Source organism: Amycolatopsis sp. NBC_00438 (assembly GCF_036026695.1).
Classification (GTDB): domain Bacteria; phylum Actinomycetota; class Actinomycetes; order Mycobacteriales; family Pseudonocardiaceae; genus Amycolatopsis.
In genome coordinates this window covers 3,588,664-3,613,470 of the sequence record NZ_CP107923.1, presented here as the reverse complement: position 1 = coordinate 3,613,470, position 24,807 = coordinate 3,588,664, and the positions used below count along the sequence as shown (strand labels likewise).

At 72.6% G+C, this 24,807-nt stretch carries 26 protein-coding genes; 13 read left to right on the top strand and 13 right to left on the bottom strand.

Annotated features, from left to right (window positions below):
• Positions 1-45 precede the first annotated feature (45 nt).
• Positions 46-819, bottom strand: a complete 774-nt coding sequence (locus tag OG494_RS15840) for an ESX secretion-associated protein EspG (protein ID WP_328456364.1) — start codon at positions 817-819, stop codon at positions 46-48.
• Positions 820-867: 48 nt separating this feature from the next.
• Here OG494_RS15840 and OG494_RS15835 point away from each other — a divergent pair, with 48 nt between their 5' ends.
• Positions 868-1,653: a helix-turn-helix transcriptional regulator gene (locus OG494_RS15835; RefSeq protein ID WP_328456362.1), complete on the top strand. Its 786-nt coding sequence runs from the start codon at positions 868-870 to the stop codon at positions 1,651-1,653.
• 19 nt (positions 1,654-1,672) lie between these two features.
• On the opposite strand, the gene OG494_RS15830 is transcribed toward OG494_RS15835, so the two are convergent.
• The 5 genes from OG494_RS15830 to OG494_RS15810 are packed head-to-tail and all read right to left on the bottom strand — an operon-like array spanning position 1,673 to position 4,882.
• Positions 1,673-2,224, bottom strand: coding sequence for a hypothetical protein (locus OG494_RS15830; protein ID WP_328456360.1), 552 nt, complete (start codon positions 2,222-2,224; stop codon positions 1,673-1,675).
• A complete protein-coding gene (locus tag OG494_RS15825) occupies positions 2,221-2,913 on the bottom strand; it encodes a hypothetical protein (RefSeq protein WP_328456358.1) in 693 nt (230 codons plus the stop codon). Before OG494_RS15825 ends, OG494_RS15830 begins: the two co-directional genes overlap by 4 nt.
• On the bottom strand, positions 2,906-3,220 hold the full coding sequence (locus OG494_RS15820; protein WP_328456356.1) for a hypothetical protein: 315 nt from the start codon (positions 3,218-3,220) through the stop codon (positions 2,906-2,908). Before OG494_RS15820 ends, OG494_RS15825 begins: the two co-directional genes overlap by 8 nt.
• Entirely contained in the window at positions 3,217-4,407 is a 1,191-nt protein-coding gene (locus OG494_RS15815; RefSeq protein WP_328456354.1) for a WXG100 family type VII secretion target, read from the bottom strand. Before OG494_RS15815 ends, OG494_RS15820 begins: the two co-directional genes overlap by 4 nt.
• Positions 4,400-4,882 carry a hypothetical protein gene (locus tag OG494_RS15810; RefSeq protein WP_328456353.1) on the bottom strand — a complete coding sequence of 161 codons (483 nt, stop codon included), beginning with the start codon at positions 4,880-4,882 and terminating at the stop codon, positions 4,400-4,402. The genes OG494_RS15815 and OG494_RS15810 overlap by 8 nt, the downstream gene beginning before the upstream one ends.
• 127 nt (positions 4,883-5,009) lie before the next feature.
• Here OG494_RS15810 and OG494_RS15805 point away from each other — a divergent pair, with 127 nt between their 5' ends.
• From OG494_RS15805 to OG494_RS15780, 6 genes are all read left to right on the top strand, one after another.
• A complete protein-coding gene (locus OG494_RS15805) occupies positions 5,010-5,561 on the top strand; it encodes a copper resistance CopC family protein (protein ID WP_328456352.1) in 552 nt (183 codons plus the stop codon).
• 486 nt (positions 5,562-6,047) lie between these two features.
• The gene (locus tag OG494_RS15800; RefSeq protein ID WP_328458949.1) at positions 6,048-6,542 is read left to right on the top strand and encodes an Lrp/AsnC family transcriptional regulator; all 495 of its coding nucleotides are present in this window, start codon (positions 6,048-6,050) and stop codon (positions 6,540-6,542) included.
• Between the two features lie 232 nt (positions 6,543-6,774).
• A complete protein-coding gene (locus tag OG494_RS48360; RefSeq protein ID WP_442874415.1) occupies positions 6,775-6,900 on the top strand; it encodes a hypothetical protein in 126 nt (41 codons plus the stop codon).
• A gap of 378 nt (positions 6,901-7,278) precedes the next feature.
• Entirely contained in the window at positions 7,279-8,493 is a 1,215-nt protein-coding gene (locus OG494_RS15790; RefSeq protein WP_328456350.1) for a cytochrome P450, read from the top strand.
• 45 nt (positions 8,494-8,538) lie between these two features.
• Complete coding sequence (locus OG494_RS15785) at positions 8,539-8,940, top strand: hypothetical protein (protein WP_328456348.1); 402 nt, start codon at positions 8,539-8,541, stop codon at positions 8,938-8,940.
• A gap of 3 nt (positions 8,941-8,943) precedes the next feature.
• Positions 8,944-9,579, top strand: coding sequence for a response regulator transcription factor (locus OG494_RS15780; protein ID WP_328456347.1), 636 nt, complete (start codon positions 8,944-8,946; stop codon positions 9,577-9,579).
• A 79-nt stretch (positions 9,580-9,658) separates the two neighbouring features.
• Here the strand turns inward: OG494_RS15780 and OG494_RS15775 are convergent, their stop codons facing one another.
• From OG494_RS15775 to OG494_RS15765, 3 genes are all read right to left on the bottom strand, one after another.
• Complete coding sequence (locus tag OG494_RS15775; RefSeq protein WP_328456346.1) at positions 9,659-10,810, bottom strand: S53 family peptidase; 1,152 nt, start codon at positions 10,808-10,810, stop codon at positions 9,659-9,661.
• A gap of 14 nt (positions 10,811-10,824) precedes the next feature.
• Positions 10,825-12,960 carry a hypothetical protein gene (locus OG494_RS15770; RefSeq protein WP_328456344.1) on the bottom strand — a complete coding sequence of 712 codons (2,136 nt, stop codon included), beginning with the start codon at positions 12,958-12,960 and terminating at the stop codon, positions 10,825-10,827.
• A 113-nt stretch (positions 12,961-13,073) separates the two neighbouring features.
• Entirely contained in the window at positions 13,074-13,802 is a 729-nt protein-coding gene (locus OG494_RS15765) for a FadR/GntR family transcriptional regulator (RefSeq protein WP_328456342.1), read from the bottom strand.
• A gap of 143 nt (positions 13,803-13,945) precedes the next feature.
• On the opposite strand from OG494_RS15765, the gene OG494_RS15760 reads away from it, so the two are divergent.
• From OG494_RS15760 to OG494_RS15740, 5 genes are read left to right on the top strand one after another with little or no spacing between them, the layout of a single operon-like run.
• Positions 13,946-15,544 carry an ABC transporter substrate-binding protein gene (locus tag OG494_RS15760; protein ID WP_328456340.1) on the top strand — a complete coding sequence of 533 codons (1,599 nt, stop codon included), beginning with the start codon at positions 13,946-13,948 and terminating at the stop codon, positions 15,542-15,544.
• A 15-nt stretch (positions 15,545-15,559) separates the two neighbouring features.
• A complete protein-coding gene (locus tag OG494_RS15755) occupies positions 15,560-16,519 on the top strand; it encodes an ABC transporter permease (RefSeq protein ID WP_328456338.1) in 960 nt (319 codons plus the stop codon).
• Positions 16,516-18,414: a dipeptide/oligopeptide/nickel ABC transporter permease/ATP-binding protein gene (locus OG494_RS15750; protein WP_328456336.1), complete on the top strand. Its 1,899-nt coding sequence runs from the start codon at positions 16,516-16,518 to the stop codon at positions 18,412-18,414. The genes OG494_RS15755 and OG494_RS15750 overlap by 4 nt, the downstream gene beginning before the upstream one ends.
• Positions 18,411-19,364: an ABC transporter ATP-binding protein gene (locus OG494_RS15745; RefSeq protein ID WP_328456334.1), complete on the top strand. Its 954-nt coding sequence runs from the start codon at positions 18,411-18,413 to the stop codon at positions 19,362-19,364. Before OG494_RS15750 ends, OG494_RS15745 begins: the two co-directional genes overlap by 4 nt.
• Positions 19,364-20,287: a dihydrodipicolinate synthase family protein gene (locus OG494_RS15740; protein WP_328456332.1), complete on the top strand. Its 924-nt coding sequence runs from the start codon at positions 19,364-19,366 to the stop codon at positions 20,285-20,287. The genes OG494_RS15745 and OG494_RS15740 overlap by 1 nt, the downstream gene beginning before the upstream one ends.
• Here the strand turns inward: OG494_RS15740 and OG494_RS15735 are convergent.
• A complete protein-coding gene (locus OG494_RS15735) occupies positions 20,253-21,152 on the bottom strand; it encodes a DMT family transporter (protein ID WP_328456330.1) in 900 nt (299 codons plus the stop codon). The two genes, OG494_RS15740 and OG494_RS15735, sit on opposite strands and share 35 nt — an antisense overlap.
• A gap of 72 nt (positions 21,153-21,224) precedes the next feature.
• On the opposite strand from OG494_RS15735, the gene OG494_RS15730 reads away from it, so the two are divergent.
• A complete protein-coding gene (locus OG494_RS15730; protein ID WP_328456328.1) occupies positions 21,225-22,151 on the top strand; it encodes a LysR family transcriptional regulator in 927 nt (308 codons plus the stop codon).
• Positions 22,152-22,443: 292 nt separating this feature from the next.
• Here the strand turns inward: OG494_RS15730 and OG494_RS15725 are convergent, their stop codons facing one another.
• The 3 genes from OG494_RS15725 to OG494_RS15715 form a co-directional block, all read right to left on the bottom strand.
• Positions 22,444-22,773: a hypothetical protein gene (locus OG494_RS15725; protein ID WP_328456326.1), complete on the bottom strand. Its 330-nt coding sequence runs from the start codon at positions 22,771-22,773 to the stop codon at positions 22,444-22,446.
• A gap of 51 nt (positions 22,774-22,824) precedes the next feature.
• Entirely contained in the window at positions 22,825-24,180 is a 1,356-nt protein-coding gene (locus tag OG494_RS15720) for a serine/threonine-protein kinase (RefSeq protein WP_328456324.1), read from the bottom strand.
• Positions 24,181-24,301: 121 nt separating this feature from the next.
• The gene (locus tag OG494_RS15715; protein ID WP_328456322.1) at positions 24,302-24,763 is read right to left on the bottom strand and encodes an HNH endonuclease; all 462 of its coding nucleotides are present in this window, start codon (positions 24,761-24,763) and stop codon (positions 24,302-24,304) included.
• Positions 24,764-24,807: the final 44 nt, after the last annotated feature.

The window sequence follows — 24,807 nt, the reverse complement described above, 5'->3', positions numbered from 1 at the left end:
CGGTTAGAACCGCCCTGAACACTCACGACGAGCCGCGGCAGGACGCTAGCGGGCGTCGTCGGTGAGGCGGGTGACGCGGTCGGCGATCCAGGCGTCGTCGGCGGGGGTCACCATCACCCACGGCTCGCCGCCGACGTCCTCCGGGGTCACGGCGTAGCGGCCCGCCGCCGTGTCGAACCAGGCCAGCACCGGGGTGCGGCCGGCCGGCCCGGTCGCGGCCAGCTGACCGGCGGCGTACCGCTCGGCCGTCACCAGCGTCGCGAGTGGACGGACCGGCCGGCCGGTGATCCCGGCCGCGCCCAGGGCCCGCTCGAACGCGTCGTACCCGGACCGCGCGTACGCGTCCATCGCCGCCGCGTACGCCGCGCGCGGGAGCCGGAGCTGGTCACCCGGGCCCGCGGGTTGCGAACCGAGCATGCGGGTCACCGCGGGCACCAGGTCGGCGGCGCGCAGCGGCTCCAGCACCAGGTCCCGCTCGTCCAGCACGGCCAGCACCCCGGCCCGGCCCTGCACGGCGGCCAGCAGCCGCCACGGCGCCTCCCCGAGCACCAGCGCGTCCACGCTCAGCGCGGGCGCCCCGAGCAGCACGAACAGGTCCGCCAGCCCCGGGTCGACGTCGTCGCCGTCGGTGAGACCGGCCTCGGTGAGCCCGGCGAAGACGCGCACGCCCAGGTCGTCGCGCTCGGCGTGGGTGGCGCCGTGCGCCGGCACGTCGAACGGGTACGGCGGCGGCCCGCCCGGGCCCAGGTCCTCCCAGAGGAGATCGAATTCCAGATGCGACAGGATCACTCCCGCCGCCGTCGCGGTGCGCCGCGCCATGGTCCCCCTTCCCGTGGGATGCGGCCGCCGTCGGGCACGATGGTGCCGATGGCCGAGCCGCACTCAGTCGACGTACCCGCGACCGGGTACCTCGTCGTCCGCGCTTCCGGCGCGGCGGCCGCCAAGGCGGCCATCCTAGGTGGCTCGGCCGCGCCCGAAAGCGTCCAGCTGCTGTTGCGCTGTCCGGTCCCGCGCGCCGTCGCCGAGTCCGGCGCGAAGCTGACGTTCGCCGACGCGACGCTGCACCTGCAGCCGTCCGGCGTCGTGATGCTGACCGTCGCGGCGGCGAAGCTGTCCATCTCGTTCGCCGAGCTGCGGCCGCTGATGTTCCGGCCGGTCGAGGTCGCCGCGCCACTGCGGTCGCTGTTCGCCGGCGCCGTCGCGCACGTCCTCGCGGCGGGTCCGCGGCTGGATCCGCACGGTCTGGCCCACCACCTGCTCGGCCTCGCCGAACTGGTCCTGCGAAGCGCGCTTCGCGTCGAGCTGGACCGCGTCGACGCCCTCGCGGCGCGAAGGCGCGAAGCGTTGGAGTACATGCGCGCGCACCTGGGCGAACAGTCGCTGAGCGCGGACAAGATCGCCGAAGCGCTGTACATCTCGCGACGGCGGCTGTACCAGCTGTTCGACGACGGCCAAGGTGTCTCGGAACGCCTGAAGGGCCTGCGGATCGAGCGGGCCAAGGTGCTGCTGGCGGACCCGGCGAAGGCGGGCCGCGGGATCGCGGAGGTCGCGCGCGACTGCGGGTTCATCAGCGCCCCGCACTTCTCGCGGACGTTCCGCCGGGCGACCGGGCGGACACCGCGCGAGTTCCGGGAGCAGGCACTGCGGGGCTGAGGCATGCGGGGCTGAGGCATCAGCGCCTCGCCGCCGCGCGGGGTTCGGCCGGTGTCAGGTCCACGCCCGCGACGAGCGTCCCGGCCAGGCCCGCGACCTCCAGCCAGCCGCGGCCGCCGGGGGAGTGCAGGGTGAACACGGCCGCGCGCGGGCGGTCCGGGTCGAGCACGACGGCCTGCAGCTGCGCACCCGACAGGCCGATCCGCTCGACGATCACCACCGGGTAGCCGCGCCCGGTGCGGGCGCTGCTGACCTCGCGGATGCCCGGCGTCTTGTCGGCGACGAAGTGGCCGAGGTCCGCGGCGGCGGTCTCGTCGAGCGGACCGTCGACCGCGACGACACCGGCGATGAGCAACGCGGGGTCGGCGTCGCGGTGCTCGACCAGCGCCAGCAGGCCCGCCCGCTGCTCGTGGGCGATCTCGGCGGACTGCACGGCCGCGGCCTCCAGGCCCAGGTCGCGGGCGGCGTCGGGACCGCGCAGCCGCGCCATCAGCGCGTGCAGCTCGGCGGTCGTGCGCTCGACCGAGGCCAGGCTCACCGGGCTGATCCCCGGCACGGCGGGCAGTTTCACCGGCCACCCAGTGCCGCGGTGAACGCGCCGACGGCGCCGGAAGGCGGGGTGACCGGCGCGACGGGCGTCCGCGCGACGGTGACGCCCAGGTCGCGTCCGGCTTGGGAAAACGAGTCCAGGTGGGTGGCCAGGCTTCGGAAATCCGGTGCGGCGGGCAGCGGGGCGCCGTCGCCGAGGGACCGCAGCCGCTCGGCGACGCGGGCCGCTTCCGCGCGGTGGCCGCGTTCGAGGTCCCGAGCCTGCTCCAGCACGCGGTCGAGCTCTCGGTACGCGGTCGCGAGCCGAGAGCGAGCCGCGGTCAGTTCGCCTTCCGCACCGGCGGAGAACTGGACGGTCGTCTCGGCGCGCTCGACGTCGTCCTGGGCGTCGACGACCGCGCGCCGGGCGGCGACGGCCCGTTGGTCGAGAACTTCGGCTTGGCGTTGGTGCGCCAGGAGAACACCGGCCCAGTCGTCGAGGACGGCGGCGGCCGCACGCAGAGCCGCGGGTAGCGCGGCGAGGCCGGTGCGGGTGCGGCCGGCGCGGTCGGCGAGGGCGTGCGCGGACCGTCCGGCCCACTCGGGGATCTCGCCGGGTGCGGGCGCTTCGCCGAGCTTCGCCGCGGCCGCGACACACCGGCGGGCGGCTTCGGCGACGGCGTCCGCGCTGCCCGGGACGGGGTCGAAGCCGAGACCCCGGAACTCAGCCATCGGCACGGCCCGCAGGGTCGGTGATCCGGCCGAGGGCCTCTTGCGCGCTCGCGTCCGCACCGCGGAACGCCTTCGCGGCCGCGCGGACGCTGTCCGCCGCTGCCGCGTAGTCCGTCCGCACGGCTCGTATCCTTCCGGACCACTCGCCGGTCAGCGCGGTGAGCGCGGCCGCGATGGCCGGCGGGCCGAGGTCGCCGTCCGTCGTCGCCTCGACGTCGGCCGAAACGGCCGCGAACTCGTCGGCCGTGTCCTCCAGCCGGACGGCCAGGCCGTCGAGGGCGGCCGGGTCGGCGTGGAACCCGGTCATTCGCCGAACACCGGGGGATAGGCCGGCGGCAGGTCGTCGAGCAGGTCGTAGCCGTGGGCGTACTTGTCGCGGTGCTCCGAGTCCTCCTCGCCCCGCGCGCCGCCCTGGCCGGGCGGGTACATGCCGTAACCGCCCGCCGAACCGCGGCCGCCGGTCGCGCCGGGGCCGAAGCCGGCCGTCCCGGCGCCGAACCGGCCCGTGCCCGCGCGGCCGCCCTCGCCGAGCCCCGCCGCGCCGGCGCCGCTGCCCGTCAGGCCCGGCACGCCCGCGAAGCCGGGGGCCGATCCGGAACCCGAGCCGGCGCCGATCACGCCGTCGAGGCCGGCCGGCCCGCCGACCCCGCTGGGCACGGACCCGGTGAGCGTGCCGGGCAGCACGCCCGCGGTCGTCGTCGAGTCGTCCGGCAGGCCGCCGGACCCGCCGTCCGGACCGGGCGAAGGCGAGGGAGACGGCGTAGGCGAAGGAGACGGCGTGGGAGGGGGCGGAAGCGTCGGCGGTACGTGCGGCACCACCGGGTCCTCACCGTTCGCGCTCACCTGTGGCGCGGCGTCGAACGCGGGCGGCAGGCCGTGCCGGACCTCGTGGCTCGCCCCTTCGTACTGCTCCATCACGCGGACGGCCTCGGCCTTCGCGTCGTCGGCCTGCTTTTTCGTGGGGAGCTTGTCGTCGAGCAGGTCGTCCAGCATGTACGCGCCCTCGGGGCCGTCGAGCCGCTTGACCGCGTAACCCTCCTGGAACCACCGCTCGGCCCAGTAGTGCACCGGTTCCGGCATCTTCCGCCGGGCCTCGCCGATCGCCGAGGTGTACGCGTCGAGGCCGTCGCCGATGCTCCGGGCGTTCTCGCCCGCCGTCGTGGCCCAGCCGGTCAGCTTCTGGATCGAGTCCGCGGCCTGCACGGCCGACGGCCCCCGCCACGACAGCAGCAGCTTCTGCACCGTCGCGTGGACGTCGCCGGTGGCGGTGTCGACGCCCTTGGCGAGCTCGGCCCATCGGTGCGCCTGCTCACCGAGCTTCGGCGGGTCGGCCGACTGGACCATGTCCCACATCTCGCGGTGGTCGTAGCTGTCCCAGTTGATCCGCCCGAAGGCGTCCTCCTGCCGGTTCGCGATCTTCTCGCGACGGACGCGCCGCGCCTTCGCCTTCTCGCGCTTCGTCGGCTCGTGGTTCGTGGAGTGGTAGTCAGGCATCCTGTGCTCCCGCGCTCGCCGCCAGCGTGGCCGCGGCTTCTTCGTCGTTGCGGCGGTGCGACGCGGCGACGGTGTCCAGCGCCTGCCGCAGCGAGGCCAGCTCGGTCAGGTAGGACTGCAACGCCGTCTGCACGCCGCCGGCCCCGGCGCCCCCGCGCAGCCCGAACGACGCGCGCATCCAGTGCGAGACCGGCCCCCTGCCGTCGGCGAGCGGGGTGCCCAGGTCCTGCGCGTTGCCGAGGTAGCGGGCGACCTCCTGGTACCGCTCGTCGAGGGCCTTCTGCGCGGCGGCGATCTCGGCGTAGTCCAGCGCGAGCACGTCACCGCCGTCGGCGACGAGCGCGGCCGAACCGCCACCCTGCGGCTTCGCGACGCTCGACGCCTTTTCCCGGGGTCCGTGCTGCTCGTTCTTCTCCCGCTCGTGCAACGCGCGCAGCTGCCGCTGCGCGTCGGCTTCGTCGCGCACTGTCGCCATGGAGGTCCTTCCCTACGCCACCCAGGCGTCCATCTTGACCAATGGGCCGCCCGGAGACCAGCGACACCCCCACCGCTGCACAGGTGGACACGAACGGTGCACGAACCGGATAGGGCAGGATGTCCGAATGATCCGCCGCGCCCTGACCGCAGTGTTCGCCTCCGCCGCCGTACTCCTGCTGTGCACGCCGCCGGCGTCGGCCCACACCGAGCTGACGTCGAGCTCGCCCGCGGAAGGCGCGTCACTGGCCGAGGCGCCGACGCAGGTCCAGCTCACTTTCGAGGAGCCGGTCACGCTGCCGCCGGACGCCGTGAAGATCACCGGCCGCGACGGCACCGCCTGGCCGGTCAGCACCCCGGTGGCGGCCGGGAACGTCGTGACCGCGCCGGTGACGCCCGCCGGGCCCGCCCAGGCCTACACGCTGACCTGGAAGGTCGTCGCGAAGGACGGCGACAACGTGACCGGCACCGTCCACTTCACCCTCACCGCCGCGGCCTCCCAGGCGGCGCCGACGCGCGCGGCGATCACCGAAGCCGCGCCCACCTCGCAGGCCTCCGTCGTCGGCGTGGACACCGGTAGCTTCCCCGGCTGGGTCTGGATCGTGGTCGCCGTCGTCGGCCTGCTCGCCGTGATCGTCGTCGGGCTGCGCTTCCTGCGCGGCGGCGGCCCGAAGGCCTGACCTGCTCCTGCCGACAACCCCGTGACGCCGTTGAACGCGGGGCTCTGTGAAGTGTGCGTGAAGGCCGGCGGTGATACGACGAAGATCGCGACCAGTTCGATGACCGGGAACGGTCGCCGCCGGCCTCCCGATCGCGCCCGCTACCGACGGGTGATGGCGACGGCCGCGGCGAGGTAGTCCGCGACGCCGATGGCGATGATCGGCGGCACGACGAGGATGACGATCACCTGCAGCATGAACGTCAGCCGGTCAGTGAGCCGGTTCGCGACCGTGGGTCCGGCGGGGGTGACGGTCCTGCTCGGGTCGGGCGAGGCTGGGTGCGGGGCGTCGCCGTTCCCTCCGGCCGGGTCAGGTACGACGGAGGGAACAGCACGTGAGACGCCGAGAATTCGACTGAATTAGTCGTTTGTTCGGCCTGAAGCCTTCGTATTTAGTGATCATCCGTGATCGCTTCGCCAGGTTTGCCTCGTGTCGCCCGCGTCAGGGATGATCCCGGGCGTGAGCAGCCAGGACACCCCCAGCCGGCCCGCGCCGCCGGTGCTCGACGACATCTCGCGGCAGATCATCGCGCAACTGCAGGAGGACGGCCGGCGCGCGTACGCGACGATCGGCAAGGCCGTCGGCCTGTCCGAGGCCGCGGTGCGCCAGCGGGTGCAGCGGCTGTCGGACTCCGGTGTCATCCAGATCGTCGCCGTCTCGGATCCGGTGCAGGTCGGGCTGTTCCGGCAGGCGATGATCGCGATCACCGTGGACGGCCCGCTCGAGCCGGTCGGCGACGCGCTGGCCGACATGGACGAGATCGCGTACGTGATCCTCTGCGCCGGGCGTTACGACCTGCTCTGCGAGGCCGTCTGCGCCGACGACGAGGCCTTGCTCGAGCTGATCTCGACGCGCATCCGCGCGCTGCCGGGCGTCCGGCACGCGGAGGCGATGGTCTACCTCAAGCTGCGGAAACAGACGTACCAGTGGGGCACTCGCTGACCGTGACGACTGGATCCGAAGCCAAGATCGCGAAACGGTCGGGATAATCAGTCGTTGACGATGGTTGCCGGCCGAAGCCGCCGCGCGCTACTTCGGGCGGGTGCGCGAAATCTGCGACGAGCACGACGTCCTGCTGGTGTCGGACGAGGTCGACCTACGGCGGGCACCTGGTGTCCTGTGCGGTGGCGCCGGCCAACCTGGATCTGCTGGAGCGCGAGGACCTCTAGGTCACGTGCCGACGAACGAGTCGGCGGTCTGGTCCACTTTGGACAAACAGTTCGACGAGATGGCGCAGATCCTGCGCGACACCCTGACCCGGGCCTGGAAGCTGCCCTGGTCGCTGCGGCCGATCAGGTGAGAGCGGAGGCGCGGCTAAAACATCAACTTCCACAAGTCGGGCACCTACTACCCGTGCGCCTACATCACGAACTTCGCCGTTCCGGCTCGTTCGGTCCGGCAGACACCGAGCACCACGTGCGTCCTGCCCCGCACGCGTGCGGCTCACGCGTCCGTCGGCTATCCCGACGGTGGCGATGCCGCGATCAGCGACACGCTCCAGGTGCAGTAGCCGGGTGCCCGCCGGGAAAGTCGCGTTCGTGCGGGTCGGTTAGCCCGGACGGGCAACGAATCTGCGCGGCGCCCGCCCTGCTGGGTACCGTGGATCTTGGGACCGGGGGAGCGGCCGTTGCCGGCCCGACTGTCGATGACGTCGGCCGCGCACCCGGGAGGATCCTCGATGACCGCGACCACGGACACCCCGCGCCTGCCGTTCGCGCGGCCGAACGTCCTGGAGATCGCCCCGCTCTACGAGGTGCTGCGGCGCGAGGGGCCGGTGGTGCGCGTGACCACGCCCGTGGGTGACCCGGCGTGGCTCGTCACCGGCTTCGACCAGGTGCGGACCGTGCTCTCCGACCCGCGGTTCGGCCGCTCGCACCCGGCGCCGGAAGAAGCGTCGTCGCTGTCGGACGCGGCGATCCTCAGCCGGCCGCAGGGTGATCACGACACCGAGCACGCCGAGCACGCGCGGATGCGGAAGATGCTGGTCCCGTCGTTCTCCGCCAACCGGATGCGGCGGCTGGCCGGCCACGTCCAGGAGCTGGCCGACGGCTGCTTCGACGCGATGGACCGCGCCCGCGCCGAGCACCCCGGGGAACCGGTCGACCTGCACGAACTGCTGTCGTTCCCGTTGCCCGTGCTGGTGATCTGCGAGCTGCTCGGCGTCCCGTACGAGGACCGCGACACGTTCCGCGTGCTCTCGGAGCGGATGGGCCGCACGGACATCGGCACCGGCGCCGACGCCGCGCTCGACGAGTTCGCCGGGTACATGGGGCGCCTCGCCGCGGCGAAGCGGCGCCACCCCACCCAGGACGTCGTCTCCGACATGGTCCGCGCCCAGGCCGGCGACCCGTCGTTCAGCGACGACGACCTCGCCCGGCTCGCCGCCGGCCTGCTGTTCGCCGGGCACGAGACGACGTCCAACCGGATCGACCTCGGCGTGTTGTTCCTGCTCACCGACCTCGCCGAGCGCGACGCGCTGGCCGCCGACCCCGAGGGCCGCGTGCACGGCGTCGTCGAAGAGATCCTCCGGATGTCGGCGCCGGGTGGCCTCGGGCTGCTGCGGTACGCGCACGACGACGTCGACCTCGACGGCGTGCCGATCGCCCGCGGCGACGCGATGGTGCTGTCGATCGGGGCCGCCAACCGCGACGAGTCCGTGTTCGCCGACGCCGCGACGTTCGACCCGGACCGCAAGCCGAACGGGCACGTCGCCTTCGCCTACGGCGGCTGGTTCTGCATCGGCGCCAGCCTCGCCCGCACCGAGCTGCGGGTGGTGTTCGGCTCGCTGTTCCGCCGCTTCCCGGGACTGCGGCTGGCCGTCGGTGTGGACGAACTGGAGGTCCGGACGAATCGGGTCACCGGGGGAGTGGACCGCGTGCCGGTCCTCTGGTAGACCGAAGCGGCTTCGACGCCGTTATCACCGGAAAGACAGGACAGCATGGCCCTGTGGGACAAGCTCGGAATGGACGACAAGCTCGTCAAGGTGCTGAAGGAGATCCCACCGGGCCCGGAGGCCGAGGACTTCGGCCCCGCCTTCGTCACGATCCACCAGCTGGCCGTCGAGCTCGACCAGCGGTTCCCCGAGGTGCGGCGGCAGCTCGACGTGCCGTTCGGCGGAGGCGCGAACCGGCACGCCGGGCTCGTCGAGCTGCTCGGCAAGGAGCTGGTCGACAAGATCAAGCGCTACGGCGACGTCTACCCGATCGAAGCCGCGCAGCTGTCGTCGGTGCGGTTCCGCGAGCTGCGGCTGCGCGGGCCGGGCGGGCGTGACCTGGTCGGCGCGTCGCGGACCGACCTGCCGCTGATCCGGCTGCGGGCCAAAGACAAGCCCGGGGACTGAGCGGTGCTCCCACCGCCACCGGTCCGGGTCCTGCTGGCCGAACGCGACCCCGGCGTGCGGGACCGCCTGAGCGGGATCCTCGATGAGGCGGACGGCATCGAGGTGGTCGGCTCGGTCGGCGACGCGGCGGCGGCCCGGGCCACCCTCCGGCGGCGGCTGCCCGACGTGGTGCTGCTGGACCCGCGGCTGGCGCCGCTGGGGCCGGTTTCCCGGCGTCCGGCGGTGGTCGTGCTGGCCACGTTCGATTCCGAGTCCGGGATCCTGCGCGCGTTGCGGGACGGCGCGGCGGGGTTCCTGCTGCGCTCCGCCCGGCGCAACGAGCTGATCAAGGTGGTCCGGCTGGCGGCCGACGGGCACGTGGTGCTCTCCCCGGACGCCTCCCGCCGCCTGGTCTCCGCGGCGACCCGCTTGTCCGGCCCCCGCGACGAGCGGCTGGCCCGGGTCGACCTGCTGTCGGAGCGCGAGCGGGAGGTGCTGATCGGCATCGGCTCGGCCCTGACGAACGTCGAGATCGCGACGCGGCTCGAGCTGCCGGGGCCGGTGGTGCGGACCCTCGTCGCGCAGGTGGTGCGGAAACTCGGCTGCGCGCACCGGACGGAAGCCGGGCTGCTGGCGATCGAACGCGGCCTCTGCCGCTGACGGCTCTGCCGCTGACGGATTGCCGTGAGGGGCACCCTCAGGGCGGCACAAGCCCTGAGGGTGCCCCTCACGACCTTCATCAGAAGCCGCCGAGGCCGTCCGGGACGCCGACGCCCGTGGGCGCGTCGTAACCCGGGGCGGCCACGCACAGGTAGTCGCCGCCGCACTTCGCGCCGCCGCCCACCGGGTCGTTGTTCCCGGCCGTGATGTCGACGAACTGCGACTTCCGCGCGTACAGGTCAGCCGGCTGCGCGACGCCCGCGCGGCCGGAGCGGCCGTACAGGCCCGCGATGAACGGCGCCGACGCGCTCGTGCCGTTCACCGGGAGCCAGCCGCCCGCGTCGGTGTTGTGGATGGCCACGCTGTCCGCCACCGCCGAGACGTCCGCGATCGTCCGCTTGCCGCAGTGGGTGTCCTTCTGCCACTTCGGTTTCGCGATGTAGGCCGAGCAGCCGCTGCCGCCGTAGGACCACGCCTGCTCCTCCCAGCCGCGCGGGGAGTCGGGGTTCCTCGCCAGCGACGTCCCGCCGACCGCCACCGTCGTGGCCAGGTTCGCCGGGTAGCTGGCCGACGTGAACCCGAAGTCGCCCGAGGACGCCACCACGGTCACGCCCGGGTGCCGGTAGTGGCTGGCGAACGCCAGCGGGGCACCGCCTTCCCGCGCGCCGTAGCTGTTCGACACCACCTTCGCGCCCAGCCGGACGGCGGTGTCCTCGGTCTCGGCGAGGTCGGCGAACCCGGGGGTGTTGCCCTCCACGACGACGATCCGGCACGACGGGCACGCCGCCGACACCATGGAGACGTCCAAAGTGGACTCCAGGGCCCAGCCGAAGTCGGCCGCCGGCAACGGCGTCGCGGCGCCCTGCTGGTTGACCTTGCGGAAACAGCCGTCCGCCGAGGTGCACGGCGGCAGGCCGTACTGCGCCCGGTAGGTGGCCAGGTCGGCCTCCAGGTCGGGCGCGTCGTAGGCGATCGAGATGCCGACGACCGTGGCGGGCCCGGCAGCGCCGGGCAGCCGGTAGGCCGACACCAGGTCGTCGGCACCCCAGCCGACCGGGCCGTCGGCCAGGGCGCGCGTGGCCCCCGGCGTGAACGTGGTGAGACAGCGCAGGACGTCCGGCCCCGCGTCGGGACAGGCCGCGCGCGGCCCGGGTGCGGCGGCCGCGGCCGGAGCCAGCGCGATCGCCGCCGCGCAGACGGCGCTCAGCACGCCGATCTTTCGAAAGTACACAGTGGACACTCCCCTCAGATGGCGTAGACGTGGTAGGCGGCGGTGATCGTCTCCGCGATCGTCGCCCCGGCGGCGTCGGACGCGGTGACCCGCAGCGAGACGTCCGTGCCGCGGAAGGTGTCCGTGGTCGCGGCGAAGTCCGCGTGGTAGACGCCGTCGCCGCGGGCCGTGACGGCCGCGTCCTGCCAGGTGGTGCCGTCGGTCGAGTACTGCACGGTCACCCCCGTGATCGCGCTCGCGGTGCTCTGCTGCAGGTGCCCGGCCGTGAGGTCGAGCCCCTGCGGCCCGGACGCGGTGGAGCCGTCCGGCCGGAGCCCGCCGACCGCGTACCCCAGTGTCAGCAACGGTTCGACGGCGCAGGACCGGTCCGGCCCGGTTTCGCCCCGCGCGCAGTACAGCGCCTGCGGCAGCGTCACGCCTTCGACGTGCTGCGACTTCCACGTCCACTCGGTGCGGGTGGCCGTGCTCTGGTGGTACATCGGGCCCGTGCGGCCCGCGTCGAGCGTCAGCCCCAGGGTCGACGGCCCGGCGCCCACCTCCTGCTCCAGGTTGAGCGCGAAGCCGCCGACCGGGTCGCCCTCGGCGACCGTCGTGCCGTCCTGGGTCAGCGTGTAGTGCCCGGTGATCGTGTCGCGGGACTCGCCGTAGAAGCCGAACCCGGTGTGGCCGGGTTCGTTGTCGCTGAACGGCGTGAGGGCCAACCGCAGCAGGTCGCCGGCCCGGGTCGCGCCCGGCTGGGTGTAGACGGTCGCGTTGTCCAGCGGCTCGAGGGCGACGGCGCCGGCCGGGTGCAGCGGGAACCGGTTCCAGCCCTCGGTGACGGACGTGCCGCCGCGGTAGCCGTGGAACGCTTCGTACTGGCCGCCCGCCCAGCCGGGGACCGGCCCGGGCAGGACGTACTTCGAGACCCCGCCGAACCAGACGAGGTCCGGCGCGGCCGAGACGTACTCGGTTTGCCGCCGCGGCAGGTCGATCGGGTGCGACGGCCGCCCGCTGGTGTCCTCGAAGGCGAACATGCCGCTGCGCTGCCGCAGGCCGGCGGAGGCGTACTCGCTGTAGTAGGTGGCGTCGACCGCGGCGACGTCCTTCGCCGTGATCACGTACCGCTGCTGCGGAATCGTGCCGATGCCGGCCTTCTGCAGCACGTATTCGTACGGCGTGCCGGGTCCGGGCGGGGACACGAGCCGGCTGTACGGGTACGTCTGCAGCGCGCCGGTGGTGACCGGTTTCGCCGTCGGCGACACGGAAATCGGCACGCCGGGACCGGCGTCGAAGTCGACGAGCAGCGCCGGCCCGGTCTTCGCGGCCCGGCGGAACAGGAACCCGGTGTCGTCGAGCAGCGCGGGTCGCGGGGTCACCCAGGTCAGCTTGCTGCTGGCACGTTTCGCGTCGACGCGGACGGTCGTGTCGGCCTTCACCGCGAACTCGGGTTGCGCGCTGAGGCGCAGTTCGGTCATGGCACCGTCGGCGTCGGCGGTCCAGAAGACGCCGAGCGCGCTGTAGTTCCCGTCCGGCGCGCTGAACTTCGCCGTTCCCCCGGCGAAGTAGTTGTAGTTTTCGTTCGGGTCGAGGATGGTGCCGTCGTCGGTGTTGTAGAGGAACGCGATCCCGGTGTCGGCGGGCTTCCCGCCGATGTCCGTGGCGTCCACCGAGACGGTGCGCATCACCGACCGTGGTTGCGCTTTCGGCTGCTTAGCGCCACTGAGCGCGAAGCTCGCTCCGCCGGCGAAGATGCCCTGACCGCCGAAGTGGCCGCGGGCGTTGTCCTCCTTGAACTGCTTCGCCAGCGCCGCGCCGAAGTCGGGCACGCGTTCGGCGGCGGCGACCTGCCCGCCGGCCAGCAGCGCCTTGACGTCGAACAGGCTCAGGTCGAGCCCGCGCCCGAGGTAGGGGAGCGCGGTGCCGGGGACCTCGTAGTCCCGGCCGCCGAGGCGCAGGTGGACGAGCGCCCGCGCCATCCCCTTCGCGGCGGCGGGCCGGACCTCGAAGGTGTCCCGGCCGTCCGGAGCGGTCCGGACGGTGACCCGGTCACCGGTGATGAGCGTGGCGGTGGACGCCGGGGTCGTCGCGCCCGCCGGGGGTGGGGCGAGCCCGGTCAACCCCGCTTGACCGGCGAGCAGGACCGCGAACACCGTGAGAGTTCTTCGCACTGGCACCTCCGTAAGGTGGTTGATCACCCACTACTTACGAACCAGTTGCCGTACCCGTTGAGGCCGTTCGCGATCTTTTCCGAAGTTACCTCGAACGGATCAACCACCCAGAGTCAGGAAGAGTGGACCACCGGCACCGGCCTCGCGACGCCGAAACCGCCGTACGGTCCGGCTTTCGCGCGCTTGCGAACCTCGTCGAAGTGGCGGTGCACCGCTTCCGCCGCGGCGTCCGGGTCGCGCAGCAGGAGGGCGTCCACGATCACCTGGTGCCGCTTCGCGGTGGCCGTCGGGGCGCCGGCCGGGCCGCCCAGTTCCCGCTCCGCGATCTGGTAGACGTCCCAGAACAGCCCGGTCAGCTCGCGGGCCAGGTCGAAGCCGGCTTCCGCGCAGATCAGGTCGTGGAACTCGCGATCGGCCTCCGCCGCGTCCGGGCCCTTGCGGCGCATCCGGGCCACGCACTCCTGCAGGTCCTCGATCAGCTCCGGCCGGTGCTCGACGGCGACGCGGCGGGTCAGCTCCGTCTCCAGCATCTCGCGAACCTCGAGCAGGTCGCGCAGGCGGCCGACGTCGGTCGCGCCGCGGGCGCGCGTGCGGAACAGCAGCCAGGTCTGCAGCGACTCCGAGCCCGCCGACCCGACGAACGTGCCGTAGCCGTGGCGGATCTCGACGATGCCCAGGGCCTGCAGGGCCTTGATCGCCTCGCGGATGGAGTTGCGGCTGACGCCGATGTCCTCCATCAGGCTCAGCTCGGTCGGCATCGGCGCGCCCGGCGGGAGCTCCCGTTCGACGATCAGGTCGATGATGCGCTTGGTGATCTCTTCGCTGCGCTGCGGACGGGCCACTGCTTGTCCTCCCCGGATGCGTCGTGAGAGGACATCCTACGTCATACGTTCGCCACGCTTGACCAGCACGCGCACCAGTCCTAGGCTCACGCCGGTCATAGGACGTCCCATGTCCTACCGTTCGAGGCCCGCAGGAGACAGCGATGTCCCAGAGCCCGTCGCTCAGCCGCCGCCAGGTGCTGCGCTACACCACCTTCGCCGGCGCGGCCCTGGCGTTCCCCACCGTGCTCGCCGCGTGCGGCGGCCCGGCGTCCACCAACAAGACCGGCAGCTCGACCGGCTCGCTGACGGCCGTGATCGGCTACGGGAACAACCAGACGTGGGACCCGCTGCAGACGGCGTCGGCCTTCTCGATGGCCGCGATCCTGCACTGCTACGAGTCCCTGGTGGAGGGTGACCCGATCACCCGCGCGCCGTTCCCCGGCCTGGCGAAGGCCCTGCCCGCCGACGCGAGCGGCACGAGCCTGAAGTTCGAGCTCCGCGACGGCGCGAAGTGGCACGACGGACAGCCGGTCACCGCCGACGACGTCGTCTTCACCTACGCGCGGGCGCTCGACGACAAAGAGAACGTGCTGATCCACAGCTTCTTTTCCACCTGGCTGAAGGAAGTCCGCAAGACCGGCGACCGCGCGGTCGAGTTCGTCCTCAAGTTCCCGTTCCCCTACGCGCTGCAGCGCATCCAGTGCTGCAAGATCGTCCCCCAGCACGTCTACGACGGCAAGTGGGCCGACGCCGCGGCGGGCAAGGTCGTCGGCTCCGGGCCCTACAAGATCGTCGAGCAGGCGCCGCTGTCGCACACCAGCTTCGAGAAGTTCGCCGACTACAACGGCCCGCGCCCGGGCGCCTACGACAAGATGCTGTGGAAGTCCATCGTGGACTCCGCGCCGCGCGTCGCCGCGATCTCCGGGGCGACGCCGGACGCGCAGATCGCCGAGAACATCCCGCCCGCCAACGCCGACCAGCTGCGCAAGGCCGGCCGGACCGTCGAGTTCGCCGACGGTGGCAACAACCTCTTCCTGCTGTTCAACACCGCGCACGCGCCGTTCGACGACAAGCTCGTGCGCCAGGCGCTGCACTACGCGATCGACAAGAAGAAGATGGTCGAGATCGGCCTGAAGGGCGCCGGCTCGCCCGGCACGTCGTTCATCAACCCGAAGCTCCCGTCCTCGCAACCCGCGTCGCAGGACTTCGCCTACAACCCCGACAAAGCCAAGTCGCTGCTGCAACAGGCGGGCGCGACCGGGCTGAAGATCACGCTGTCCACGACGAACACGTCACTGGTCGCCGACTGCGTCAAGGTGATCAAGGAGGGCTGGGACGCGATCGGCGTCCAGACCACTCTGGACTCCCAGGACACCAAGGCGCTGTTCTCCAAGCTGGACGCGGGTACCGACTTCCAGGTCGTCGCTTCGACCAACAACCCGCTGCAGTTCGGCAACGACCCCGACCTGATGATCCGCTACTACTACGACGCGAAGTCCATCCTGACGGTGAAGTACGCGCGCTGGACCGGCCCGGACGCCCAGTCCCTGCTGGCGCTGCAGGACCAGGCCGCGGCCGAGACGGACGCGGCGAAGCGGACGAGCTTGAACAAGCAGCTGCTGGACGCGATCTCCGAGCAGGCCGTCATCTACCCGGTGGTGTTCACCCAGCTCGGCACCGCGTGGGACCCGAAGGCGATCAGCGGCGTGCACGCCCAGGGCTACCCGGGCATCTACCTGAACCAGGCCAAGCCGGCCTGAGCGAGGAGAGCTCCCGTGGTCGTCGTCGTGCGGATGCTGCTGAGCCGCGTCCTCGCCCTGATCCCGCTGCTGCTGGGCGTGATCCTGTTCGTCTTCGTCGTGATGCGGTTCGCGCCGACCGACCCGGCGCTCGCCGCGTTCGACGGCGCGAACGCCACCGCCGAGCAGCTGCAGCGGTTCCGGCTGGACAACGGCCTGCTCGACCCGCTGCCGCTGCAGTACGTCCACTTCGTCTGGCACCTGCTGCAAGGCGACTTCGGCACCAGCGTGATCACCAAGCAGCCGGTCGGCGAGACCATCGCCACCGCGCTGCCGCTGACCGTGCAGCTCACCCTGCTCGGCCTGGTCATCGCGCTGGTCGTCTCGCTCGTGCTCGGTGTGACGTCGGCGCTGTTCCGCGACCGCTGGCCGGACAAGGTGATCCGGGTGGTCACGCTGGCCGGGGTCGCGGCCCCGGCGTTCTGGGTGGCGCTGCTGCTGGTGCAGTGGCTGGCCGTCGACCGCGGGCTGTTCCCGACCAGCGGGTACGTCAGCCCGGCGGACTCGTTCGGCGGCTGGCTGAACTCGTTGACGCTGCCCGCGGTCTCCCTCGCGCTGCCGGTCGCGGCGCAGCTGACGCGGGTGATCCGGACGTCGATGGTCGAGGAGCTGGACAAGGACTACGTCCGGACCGCGCGCGGCGGTGGGCTGCCACCGGTGGTCGTCGTGGGCCGCAACGTGCTGCGCAACGCGCTGGTCACCCCGCTGACCGTGCTCGGCCTGCGGGTCGGCTACCTGCTGGGCGGCGCGGTCGTCATCGAGACGATGTTCGCGCTGCCGGGAATGGGGCAGAACATGATCCAGGCCGTCAAGGACGGCGACACCGCCAAGGTGCAGGGCTTCGTGATCACCATCGCGATCGGGTTCGTGCTGGTCAACCTGATCGTCGACGTCCTCTACCTGATGGCGAACCCGCGGCTGCGGAGCCACTCGTGACGCGCCGGTCCTGGCCCGCGCTCGCGGTGCTCGGCGTCCTGCTGCTCGTCGCGGTCGTCGGCACGCTCGTCGCGACGCACAACCCGGACGCGCTGAGCACCGACACCGGCGGCCCGAGCGCCGCGCACTGGTTCGGGACCGACCAGTCGGGCCGGGACATCTTCTCCCGGCTGGTCGCGGGGACACGCTGGTCGCTCGCCATCGGCCTGGGGGCGGTGGCGCTCGCACTCGTGTCCGGCGCGGCGATCGGGGCGTTCGCCGCGACGTCGGGCGCCCGGGTGGACGCCGTGGTGATGCGCGTGCTCGACATCGTCATGGCGTTCCCCGGCATCGCCTTGGCCGCGGTCCTGGTGGCCGTGTTCGGCCACGGGATCCTGGTGCTGATCCTGGCCATCGGGTTCCTCAACACGCCGCCGGTGGCGCGGGTCGTGCGGGCGAACGTGCTCGCGCAGTACGGCGAGGACTACGTCGCGGCGGAAAGCGTCATCGGGGCGCGCCGGTTCCACGTGCTGACCCGGCACGTCGCGATCAACTGCGCGGCGCCGGTCCTGGTGTTCTGCACGGTGACGGTGGCCGACGCGATCGTCTTCGAGGCGTCGCTGTCTTTCATCGGCGCCGGCATCCAGCCCCCGGACCCGTCGTGGGGCTCGGTCCTGGCCGACGGCAAGGACCTGGTGCTGACCGGCGGCTGGTGGGCGACGCTGTTCCCCGGCCTGCTGATCCTGATCACCGTGCTGGCGCTGAACGTCCTGTCCGAACGCTTCTCGGACGCGCTCGCCGCGCCCTCGGCCCGCGCCGCCCGGGCCGGAGCGGTGGCGAAGGCCGTCGCCGCCCGCGAAGACGCCGACACGGCGCCCGTGCTGCCGATCGCGGGGCTGCGTGAAGCGGGGGAGCGCCTCGCCCGCACCGCTCGCTCGCTGGATCACCGGGAGACGGTCCTCGAGGTGGACCGGCTGGCGATCGCGTTCCCCGGCCGCCACGACGGCGTGAACGTCGTCGACGGTGTCTCGTTCAGCGTCCGCGCGGGCGAGGTGCTCGGCCTGATCGGCGAGTCCGGCTGCGGCAAGTCGCTGACGTCGCTGTCGATCCTCGGCCTCCTGCCGCCGACGGCCACGGTGACCGGGCAGATCCGGTTCGCCCAGCGCGACCTGCTCGCGCTGCGCCCCGGCGAGCGCCGCCGGCACCTGGGCCACGACATCGCGATGATCTACCAGGACGCGCTCAGCTCGCTCAACCCGGCGATGACCATCCGCGCCCAGCTCAAGCAGTTCACCCGCCGCGGCGGCACCCGCACCCCGGCCGAGCTCCTGGACCTGGTCAACCTCGACCCCGAACGGACCCTGCGCGCCTACCCGCACGAGCTGTCCGGCGGGCAGCGGCAGCGGGTGCTGATCGCGATGGCGCTCTCCCGCGACCCGAAGCTGATCGTGGCGGACGAGCCGACCACCGCGCTCGACGTCACCGTGCAGGCCCAGATCATGGCGCTGCTGCTGCGGCTGCAGGACGAACTCGGCTTCGCGCTGATCCTGGTGTCGCACGACCTCGCGCTGGTCTCCGAGATCGCCGACCGCGTCGTCGTCATGTACGGCGGCCAGGTCGCCGAGCTGGGCGCCACCGCGCTGGTCATCGGCTCGCCGCGGCACCACTACACCCGCGGCCTGCTCAGCGCGGTGCTGTCGCTGGAGGAGAACGAAGCCCGCCTCACCCAGATCAAGGGCGTCGTCCCGGCTCCGGCCGAATTCCCGGCGGGCTGCCGGTTCGCCGGCCGCTGCCCGGCGGCCCGCGACAAGTGCCACGACGAGCCGCCGGTCCGCTTCGGCGAGCCGGTCGACCACCTCGTCGCCTGCCACTTCCCGGCGGTCGACGTCGCCCGCGAGAAGGAGGCGACGGCGTGAACCTGCTGGAACTCGACGGCGTCCACGTCGTCCACAAGATCCGGGGCGCGAACCTGTTCGGCCACGACAACGTCTACGCGCTGACCGACGCCCACCTCGTCGTGAACCCGGGGGAGACCGTCGGCGTCGTCGGCGAGTCCGGCTGCGGCAAGTCGACGCTGGCCAAGGTGATCGTCGGCCTGCAGCGTCCCACCGCGGGCACCGTGCGGTTCCGCGGCAAGCCCCTGGACCGCGGCTTCGGCCGTGAGGCCGGCATGGTCTTCCAGGACCCGTCGACCGCGCTCAACCGCCGGCTGGCCGTCGCCAAGATCATCCGCGACCCCCTCGACGTCCACCGCGTGGGCACCCCGGACGAGCGCGACGACCGCGTCCGCGAGCTGATGACGCTGGTCGGGCTGCCCGACAGCGTCGCCGACGCGGTGCCGGGCCAGCTGTCGGGCGGCCAGCGCCAGCGCGTCGCCATGGCCCGCGCCCTGGCGTTGGGACCGGCCCTGCTGGTCGCCGACGAGCCGACGTCCGCGCTCGACGTCTCGGTGCGCGCGCAGATCCTCAACCTGCTGCTCGACCTGCGCGAACAGCTCGGGCTGGCGATGGTGTTCGTCTCCCACGACATCCAGACGGTCAAGAAGATGAGCGACCGGATCGTCACGATGTACCTCGGCCGCGTCGTCGAGGAAGCCCCCGCGCCGGAACTGCCCGAAGCCGCCCGGCACCCCTACACGCGGGCCCTCTTCTCGGCGACGCCCAGCCTGCTGCACCAGGTCGAGCCGATCGTGCTCACCGGCCCGGTGCCGTCGGCGACCCACCCGCCGAGCGGCTGCCCGTTCCGCACCCGCTGCCCGAAGGCGACCGGCGAGTGCGCGGCCGACCTGCCGCCGCTCGCCGTGGCCGACGGTGGCCACACCTACCGCTGTATCCATCCCGAGACCCCTGCCGGAGTGATCGCCTGATGCCGAAGTTCGCCGGAATCGTCCCCCCGCTGTGCACGCCGTTCCACGACGACTTCAGCGTGGACACCGACTCGCTGCGGCGGCACGTCGAGGTCCAGCTCGACGCCGGGGTCCACGGCGTCTTCGTCCTCGGCTCGTCCAGCGAGGTCGCCTTCCTCCCCGACGCCCAGCGCCGGGTCGTCGTCGAGACGACGGTCGAGCAGGTCGCCGGGCGCGTCCCGGTGCTGGCCGGCTGTATCGACATGACGACGTTGCGGGTCGCCGAGCACATTCGCGCCGCCGAAGCGGCCGGGGCCGACGCCGTCGTCGTCACCGCGCCGTACTACACCCGCACGCACGTCGCCGAGATCGACCGGCACTTCCGGCTGCTGCACGAACGCACGTCACTGCCGATCGTCGCCTACGACATCCCGGTGGCGGTCCACACGAAGCTCGACGGCGCCATGGTGCTCGACCTCGCCGCCGACGGCGTCCTCGCCGGCCTGAAGGACTCCAGCGGGGACGAAGCGGCGTTCCGCGCGGTGCTGCTGGGCAAACGCGAACGCGGCCTCGACGCCTTCGCCGTGTTCACCGGCTCCGAACTCCTTGTCGACGCGGCGCTGGCGATGGGCGCGGACGGCGCCGTCCCGGGCCTCGGCAACGTCGACCCGGTCGGCTACGTCCTCGTCCACGACCACTTCAAGGCCGGCAACCTCGCCGCGGCGCGCCGCGAGCAGGAGCGCCTGCTGAAGCTGTTCTCGATCACCTCCGTCGCGCCGCCGAGCCGGATGGGCCGCGGCTCGGCCGGCCTCGGCGCGTTCAAGGCCGCGATGAAGATGCGCGGCTTCATCGACAACGCCGTCATGGCGCCGCCGCAGCTGCCCCTGGACGACGAGGAACTGTTGCGCATCAAGGAAAAGCTCGTCGAGGCGGGCCTGCTCTGACCGTCCCGCCGACCCGCCCGAGGGAGATGAGGACGACGCCGGCGACGCTGAGCGCGCCGCCGGCGATGTCCACCCAGGTCGGCGTTTCGCCCAGCCAGACGAACGCCACCGCCAGGGCGACAGCCGGGACGAGGTAGAGCGCGCCGGTCGCGACGGCGATCGGGTGGCGGGCCACCGCGTACCCCCAGGCGACGAACCCGGCCGCCGAGGGCAGCACACCCAGGAAGACCACGGACAGCGTCGCGCTCAGCGGTGCCGTTCCGACGCCGCGGAGGGCCGCGGGCGCGAGCGGCAGCAGGAACAGCGTCCCGGCCCACATCGCGTAGCAGGCGACCTCGAGTCCGGTGTAGCGCTTCAGCAAGGGCTTGCTGCCGAAGTGGTAGACACCCTGGACCGCGGCGGCGGCCAGCACGACCCACGCGGCGCCCGGGTACCCCAGGCCGCCGCCGAGCGCGATGAGCACGCTGCCGCCGAGTGCCACGGCGCTGCCCAGCACCTTCGCCGTCGTCAGCCGCTCGCCCAGGAACGCCGCCGCGAGCAGCACGCTGAACACCGGCGCCACCGAGACGAGCAGGCTCGCCGTGCCCGCCGGAACGCGCACCTCACCCCAGTTGAGCAGCACCTGGTACGCGCTCATCCCGGCCAGCCCGCACCCCGCGATCCGCGGCAGGTCGGCCGCGCGCGGCCGCCGCACCCCCAGCACCGGCGCGACCAGCAGCAGCACGGCCGAGGCCACCGCGAGCCGGGCGAACGACAGCCCCGCGACGCCGTAGCCGTCGAGTCCCACCTTGATCGCCGGGAACGCCGACGCCCACAGGACGACGGTGACGGCCAGGGCGAGGGTTGCCTTGAGAGTGCGCTTCACGACGGCTATCGTCGGCCGGAAGATGCAGAAGTACCAGTTACGGTTTCTTCGCTGAAGAGAAAGTCGGACTTCATGTTGGAGCTGCGCCGCCTGCGCATCCTGCACGGTCTCGCCCAGCACCGGACCGTGGCCGCGACCGCGACCGCGTTGCACCTGACCGGCCCGGCCGTCTCGCAGCACCTGGCCGCCCTCGAACGCGAAGCGGGTACGCCGCTGCTCGAGAAACGGGGCCGCACCCTGGCCTTCACCCCGGCCGGGCGGTTGCTGGTCTCGCACGCCGAGGTGATCCTCGACGACCTCGCCGCCGCGGAGTCGGCGATGGCGGCTGTGTCCGGGAACGGCGGCACCGGCACGGTGCGGCTGGCCGCGTTCGCCTCGGCGGCGCGGCAGCTGCTGCCGGCGGCGTGGGCCGCGCTCCGGGAGGCCGGGACGGTGTCGCTGCGCCTGGTCCAGGAGGAGCCGGACGACGCGCTGGAGTCGTTGCGCCGCCAGGACGTCGACATCGCACTGGTGCACAGCTATTCGCTGCTGCCGCGCAGCATCCCGCCGCGCTGCGAGGACCGGCGGCTGCTGGCGGACCCGGTGCTGCTGGCCCTCGATCCGGCGCTGGCCGCGTCGGCCGGCTTGGCGCCGGGCGAACCCGTGCGGCTGGAGCGGTTCGCCGGTCACCCGTGGCTCGTGCCCGCCGCCGATCTTTCGTGCCGCGAGATGATCCACCGGGCCTGCGGCGCGGCGGGGTTCGTCCCGCCGGTGGCGGCGGAGGCGAGCGACTTCGCCGTCCTCGTCGCGCTCGCCGCGTCCGGCGCGGGGGTGGCGTTGGTGCCCGCCATGGCGTTGCCCGCCGGGCCGCCCGGGGTCAGCCTCCACCCGCTCGAAGAACCGTTGACCCGCAAGGTGTTCGCGCTGACCCGGACGGGCACCGCGCGGCGCCCGGACCTCCGGGTCGTGCTCGACGAACTCGAACGGTCGGCTCGCGACCGGGAAGACCACTACTTCTGAGGCCACGTCCGAAACGCGAGGGTCGCCGGGCCTCATCCGCGCACTCTCCGGTGGGCAGGTGCCCGGAGATCTCGCGTCCGAGCTGGCCCTCGCCTCGAGCGAGGACCGGCTCGGGGAGCGACTGGCGGGATCGAGCACGGGCTGGACGAACTGGTCGAACCGCGATATGAGACCGCTGCCGGACCGGTCTCCGCACGCTGCTCGACGCGGGAACGGCCATTGACAACCGCGCGCGTGGAACGCAACCAAGCGGCGACTGGTTCTCCCCGACAGTGCCTTTGCCAGTCACGCCCTACCTCTGAGGCCGCGCCTTCTCCACGGCTTCGAGGAACTTCGCGACCTTCGCGCGCATCCCGTACGGGTACAGGAACGTGTTCCCGGCCAGCTTGTCGGCGAACAACGGCACGTTCGCCACGACGTCCGGCGCCGAATCCGGGACCACGAAGACGATCTTTCCCGGTTTCCAGGCCGTCGGCGGGGTGTGCTGGATCTTGCTGATCTTCTCGACCGGGAACCGGTTCTTGGTGTCGCCGGGGATGATGAACCAGCTCTTCGTCGCGATGCTGAGCGTGACGGTGTGCCCGTCGAAGCGGATCGACCTGCGCCTGGCCCTCAGATGCACCGTCCGACTATCGCAGAGCGCGCGCCCCGCGGGACAGGTGCTTCCGGGTGCTCAGAGCGTCTTGCAGGTCAGCTCCGGCCGTGCGGCGCCGTTGCCCTGGCCCGTCAGCGCGGTCAGGCCGAACGACGTCGTGTCGTTCGCGTCGAGCTTCGCGTTCCAGTCCGCGTTGTCGACCGTGACGGTCGAGCCGTCGACGGTGAAGGTCCCGTTCCACAGGCCTGTGATGTGGTGGCCGCGGGGCAGGGTCCAGTTGACGCGCCAGCCGAGGAGGCCGACCGCCCGGTCATTGCGGACGGTCACCTCGACCTGGTAGCCGCCGGGCCACGAGTTCGTCACCCGGTAGTCGGCCGCGCATCCGAGGTCGGCGGGGGCCGACGAGCTGGTGACCGGGGTCGTCGACGGGGGCGCGGTCGTGGACGGCACGGGCGCCGGCGCGGCCACCGGCGTCCCGTCGGGCACCAGGACCGTGCCGATGAGGACCCCCAGGGCCAGCAGCAACGCGCCCGCCGCGCAGACGAGGACGAGCCGCCGCCGTGGCTTGCGGACCTGCAGCAGGCGCGTTCCGGTCCGGGGCGGGACCCGCGGTGGCGGCAGCGCCCGGCCGCCGGTGACCGCTTCGAACAGCTCCTGCACCTCGGCCATGGCCGGCCGCTGCGCGGGATCGCGCTGCAGGAGCCGTCCGAGCACCTCGGCCAGCGGGCCGCTGTGCTTCGGCGGGATGACGTCGTCCTGGGCGATCCGCCGCAACAGGACGATGGTGTTGTCCTCGTTCCCGAACGGCGGCATGCCCTCCAGCGCGCGGTAGAGCGTCGCGCCGAGGGAGAAGACGTCCGCCGGGAACCCGGCTTCGGCACCTCCGGCGACTTCCGGGGCCAGGTAGGCGGGCGTGCCGGCGATGAATCCGCCACCGGTCACGGCCCCTTCGCCGGTCGCGCGGGAGATGCCGAAGTCGGCGATCTTCGTGACGCCGTCGGGGGTCGTGAGGACGTTGCCGGGGGTGACGTCCCGGTGCACGATGCCCTCGGCGTGCGCGGCGGCCAGAGCCGACGCGACCTGTTCGCCGATGCGCGCGACCTGGTCGGCCGGCAGGGTTTCCCGCTCCAGCAGGACTTCGGCCAGGCTCTGCGACGGCAGGTACTCCATCACCAGGTACGGGTCGCCGTCGTGCTCGACGACGTCGTGCACGGTGATCGCGTGCGGGTGCCGCAGCCGCGCGGTGAGCCGCGCTTCCCGCAGTGCCCGCGGGCCACCCTGGCCGCCGCCGGACGGGTCGAAGCCCAGCTGCTTCACCGCGACGACCCGGTCGAGCCGCTCGTCGCGGGCACGCCAGACGACGCCCATCGCTCCCTGGCCGATCCGGTCGACCAGCCGGTAGCGCTCGGCGATCAGCTGTCCTGCCTCGGTCACGACGACCCTCCGGTACCGGTGCTCGCCCAGGCCTTCCCCGGGTGACACGGATCCGGGGAGCGATCGGTTCGAGCTTAACGGCCTGCTCGTCGTCCCGCCGACGAGCAGGCCGTCGCCGCGCTCACGCGCCGAGCGGGTGCAGCTGGTCCCACGACGGGACGCGCGGGGTGATCCGCAGCTTCATCCCGGCTTCGGCGGGCAGCTTGTCCGCCTTGCGGGCGTTGCAGCTGCGCGCCGTCCCGCCGCACGCGGCGACCGTGTTGAGCCAGTCGGTCCGCGCGCCGCCGCGGCTCAGCGGCACCACGTGGTCGATCGTCGTCGCGCGCTGCCCGCAGTAGGCGCAGCGGTGCCCGTCACGTGCCAGCACACCACGCCGGGACCAGCGTGGCGGCTGCGTATATCGCCACTTCATGACGACGTACCGCAGTAGCCGCACGATCTTCGGGCGCGGGAACAGCCCGTAGGCGAGACCGTCTTCGGCCTCGTGGACCACGGCGACGTCGCGCACGAGCATCCGGATGGCGTGCGGGACGGACACGGTGTGCAGCGGCTCGTAGCCGGCGTTGAGGACCAGAACGCCCATGGCGCACCCTCTTTCTGGGGGAAGGAACACGAAAAGCCGCCCGG

What these genes read in the sequence shown, in the direction of transcription:
- OG494_RS15840 (WP_328456364.1), bottom strand. Translation starts at nt 819, where the DNA reads ATGGCGCGGCGCACCGCGACGGCGGCGGGAGTGATCCTGTCGCATCTG.
- OG494_RS15835 (WP_328456362.1), top strand. Translation starts at nt 868, where the DNA reads ATGGCCGAGCCGCACTCAGTCGACGTACCCGCGACCGGGTACCTCGTC.
- OG494_RS15825 (WP_328456358.1), bottom strand. Translation starts at nt 2,913, where the DNA reads ATGGCTGAGTTCCGGGGTCTCGGCTTCGACCCCGTCCCGGGCAGCGCG.
- OG494_RS15820 (WP_328456356.1), bottom strand. Translation starts at nt 3,220, where the DNA reads ATGACCGGGTTCCACGCCGACCCGGCCGCCCTCGACGGCCTGGCCGTC.
- OG494_RS15815 (WP_328456354.1), bottom strand. Translation starts at nt 4,407, where the DNA reads ATGCCTGACTACCACTCCACGAACCACGAGCCGACGAAGCGCGAGAAG.
- OG494_RS15810 (WP_328456353.1), bottom strand. Translation starts at nt 4,882, where the DNA reads ATGGCGACAGTGCGCGACGAAGCCGACGCGCAGCGGCAGCTGCGCGCG.
- OG494_RS15805 (WP_328456352.1), top strand. Translation starts at nt 5,010, where the DNA reads ATGATCCGCCGCGCCCTGACCGCAGTGTTCGCCTCCGCCGCCGTACTC.
- OG494_RS15800 (WP_328458949.1), top strand. Translation starts at nt 6,048, where the DNA reads ATGATCCCGGGCGTGAGCAGCCAGGACACCCCCAGCCGGCCCGCGCCG.
- OG494_RS15790 (WP_328456350.1), top strand. Translation starts at nt 7,279, where the DNA reads ATGACCGCGACCACGGACACCCCGCGCCTGCCGTTCGCGCGGCCGAAC.
- OG494_RS15785 (WP_328456348.1), top strand. Translation starts at nt 8,539, where the DNA reads ATGGCCCTGTGGGACAAGCTCGGAATGGACGACAAGCTCGTCAAGGTG.
- OG494_RS15760 (WP_328456340.1), top strand. Translation starts at nt 13,946, where the DNA reads ATGTCCCAGAGCCCGTCGCTCAGCCGCCGCCAGGTGCTGCGCTACACC.
- OG494_RS15740 (WP_328456332.1), top strand. Translation starts at nt 19,364, where the DNA reads ATGCCGAAGTTCGCCGGAATCGTCCCCCCGCTGTGCACGCCGTTCCAC.
- OG494_RS15730 (WP_328456328.1), top strand. Translation starts at nt 21,225, where the DNA reads ATGTTGGAGCTGCGCCGCCTGCGCATCCTGCACGGTCTCGCCCAGCAC.
- OG494_RS15715 (WP_328456322.1), bottom strand. Translation starts at nt 24,763, where the DNA reads ATGGGCGTTCTGGTCCTCAACGCCGGCTACGAGCCGCTGCACACCGTG.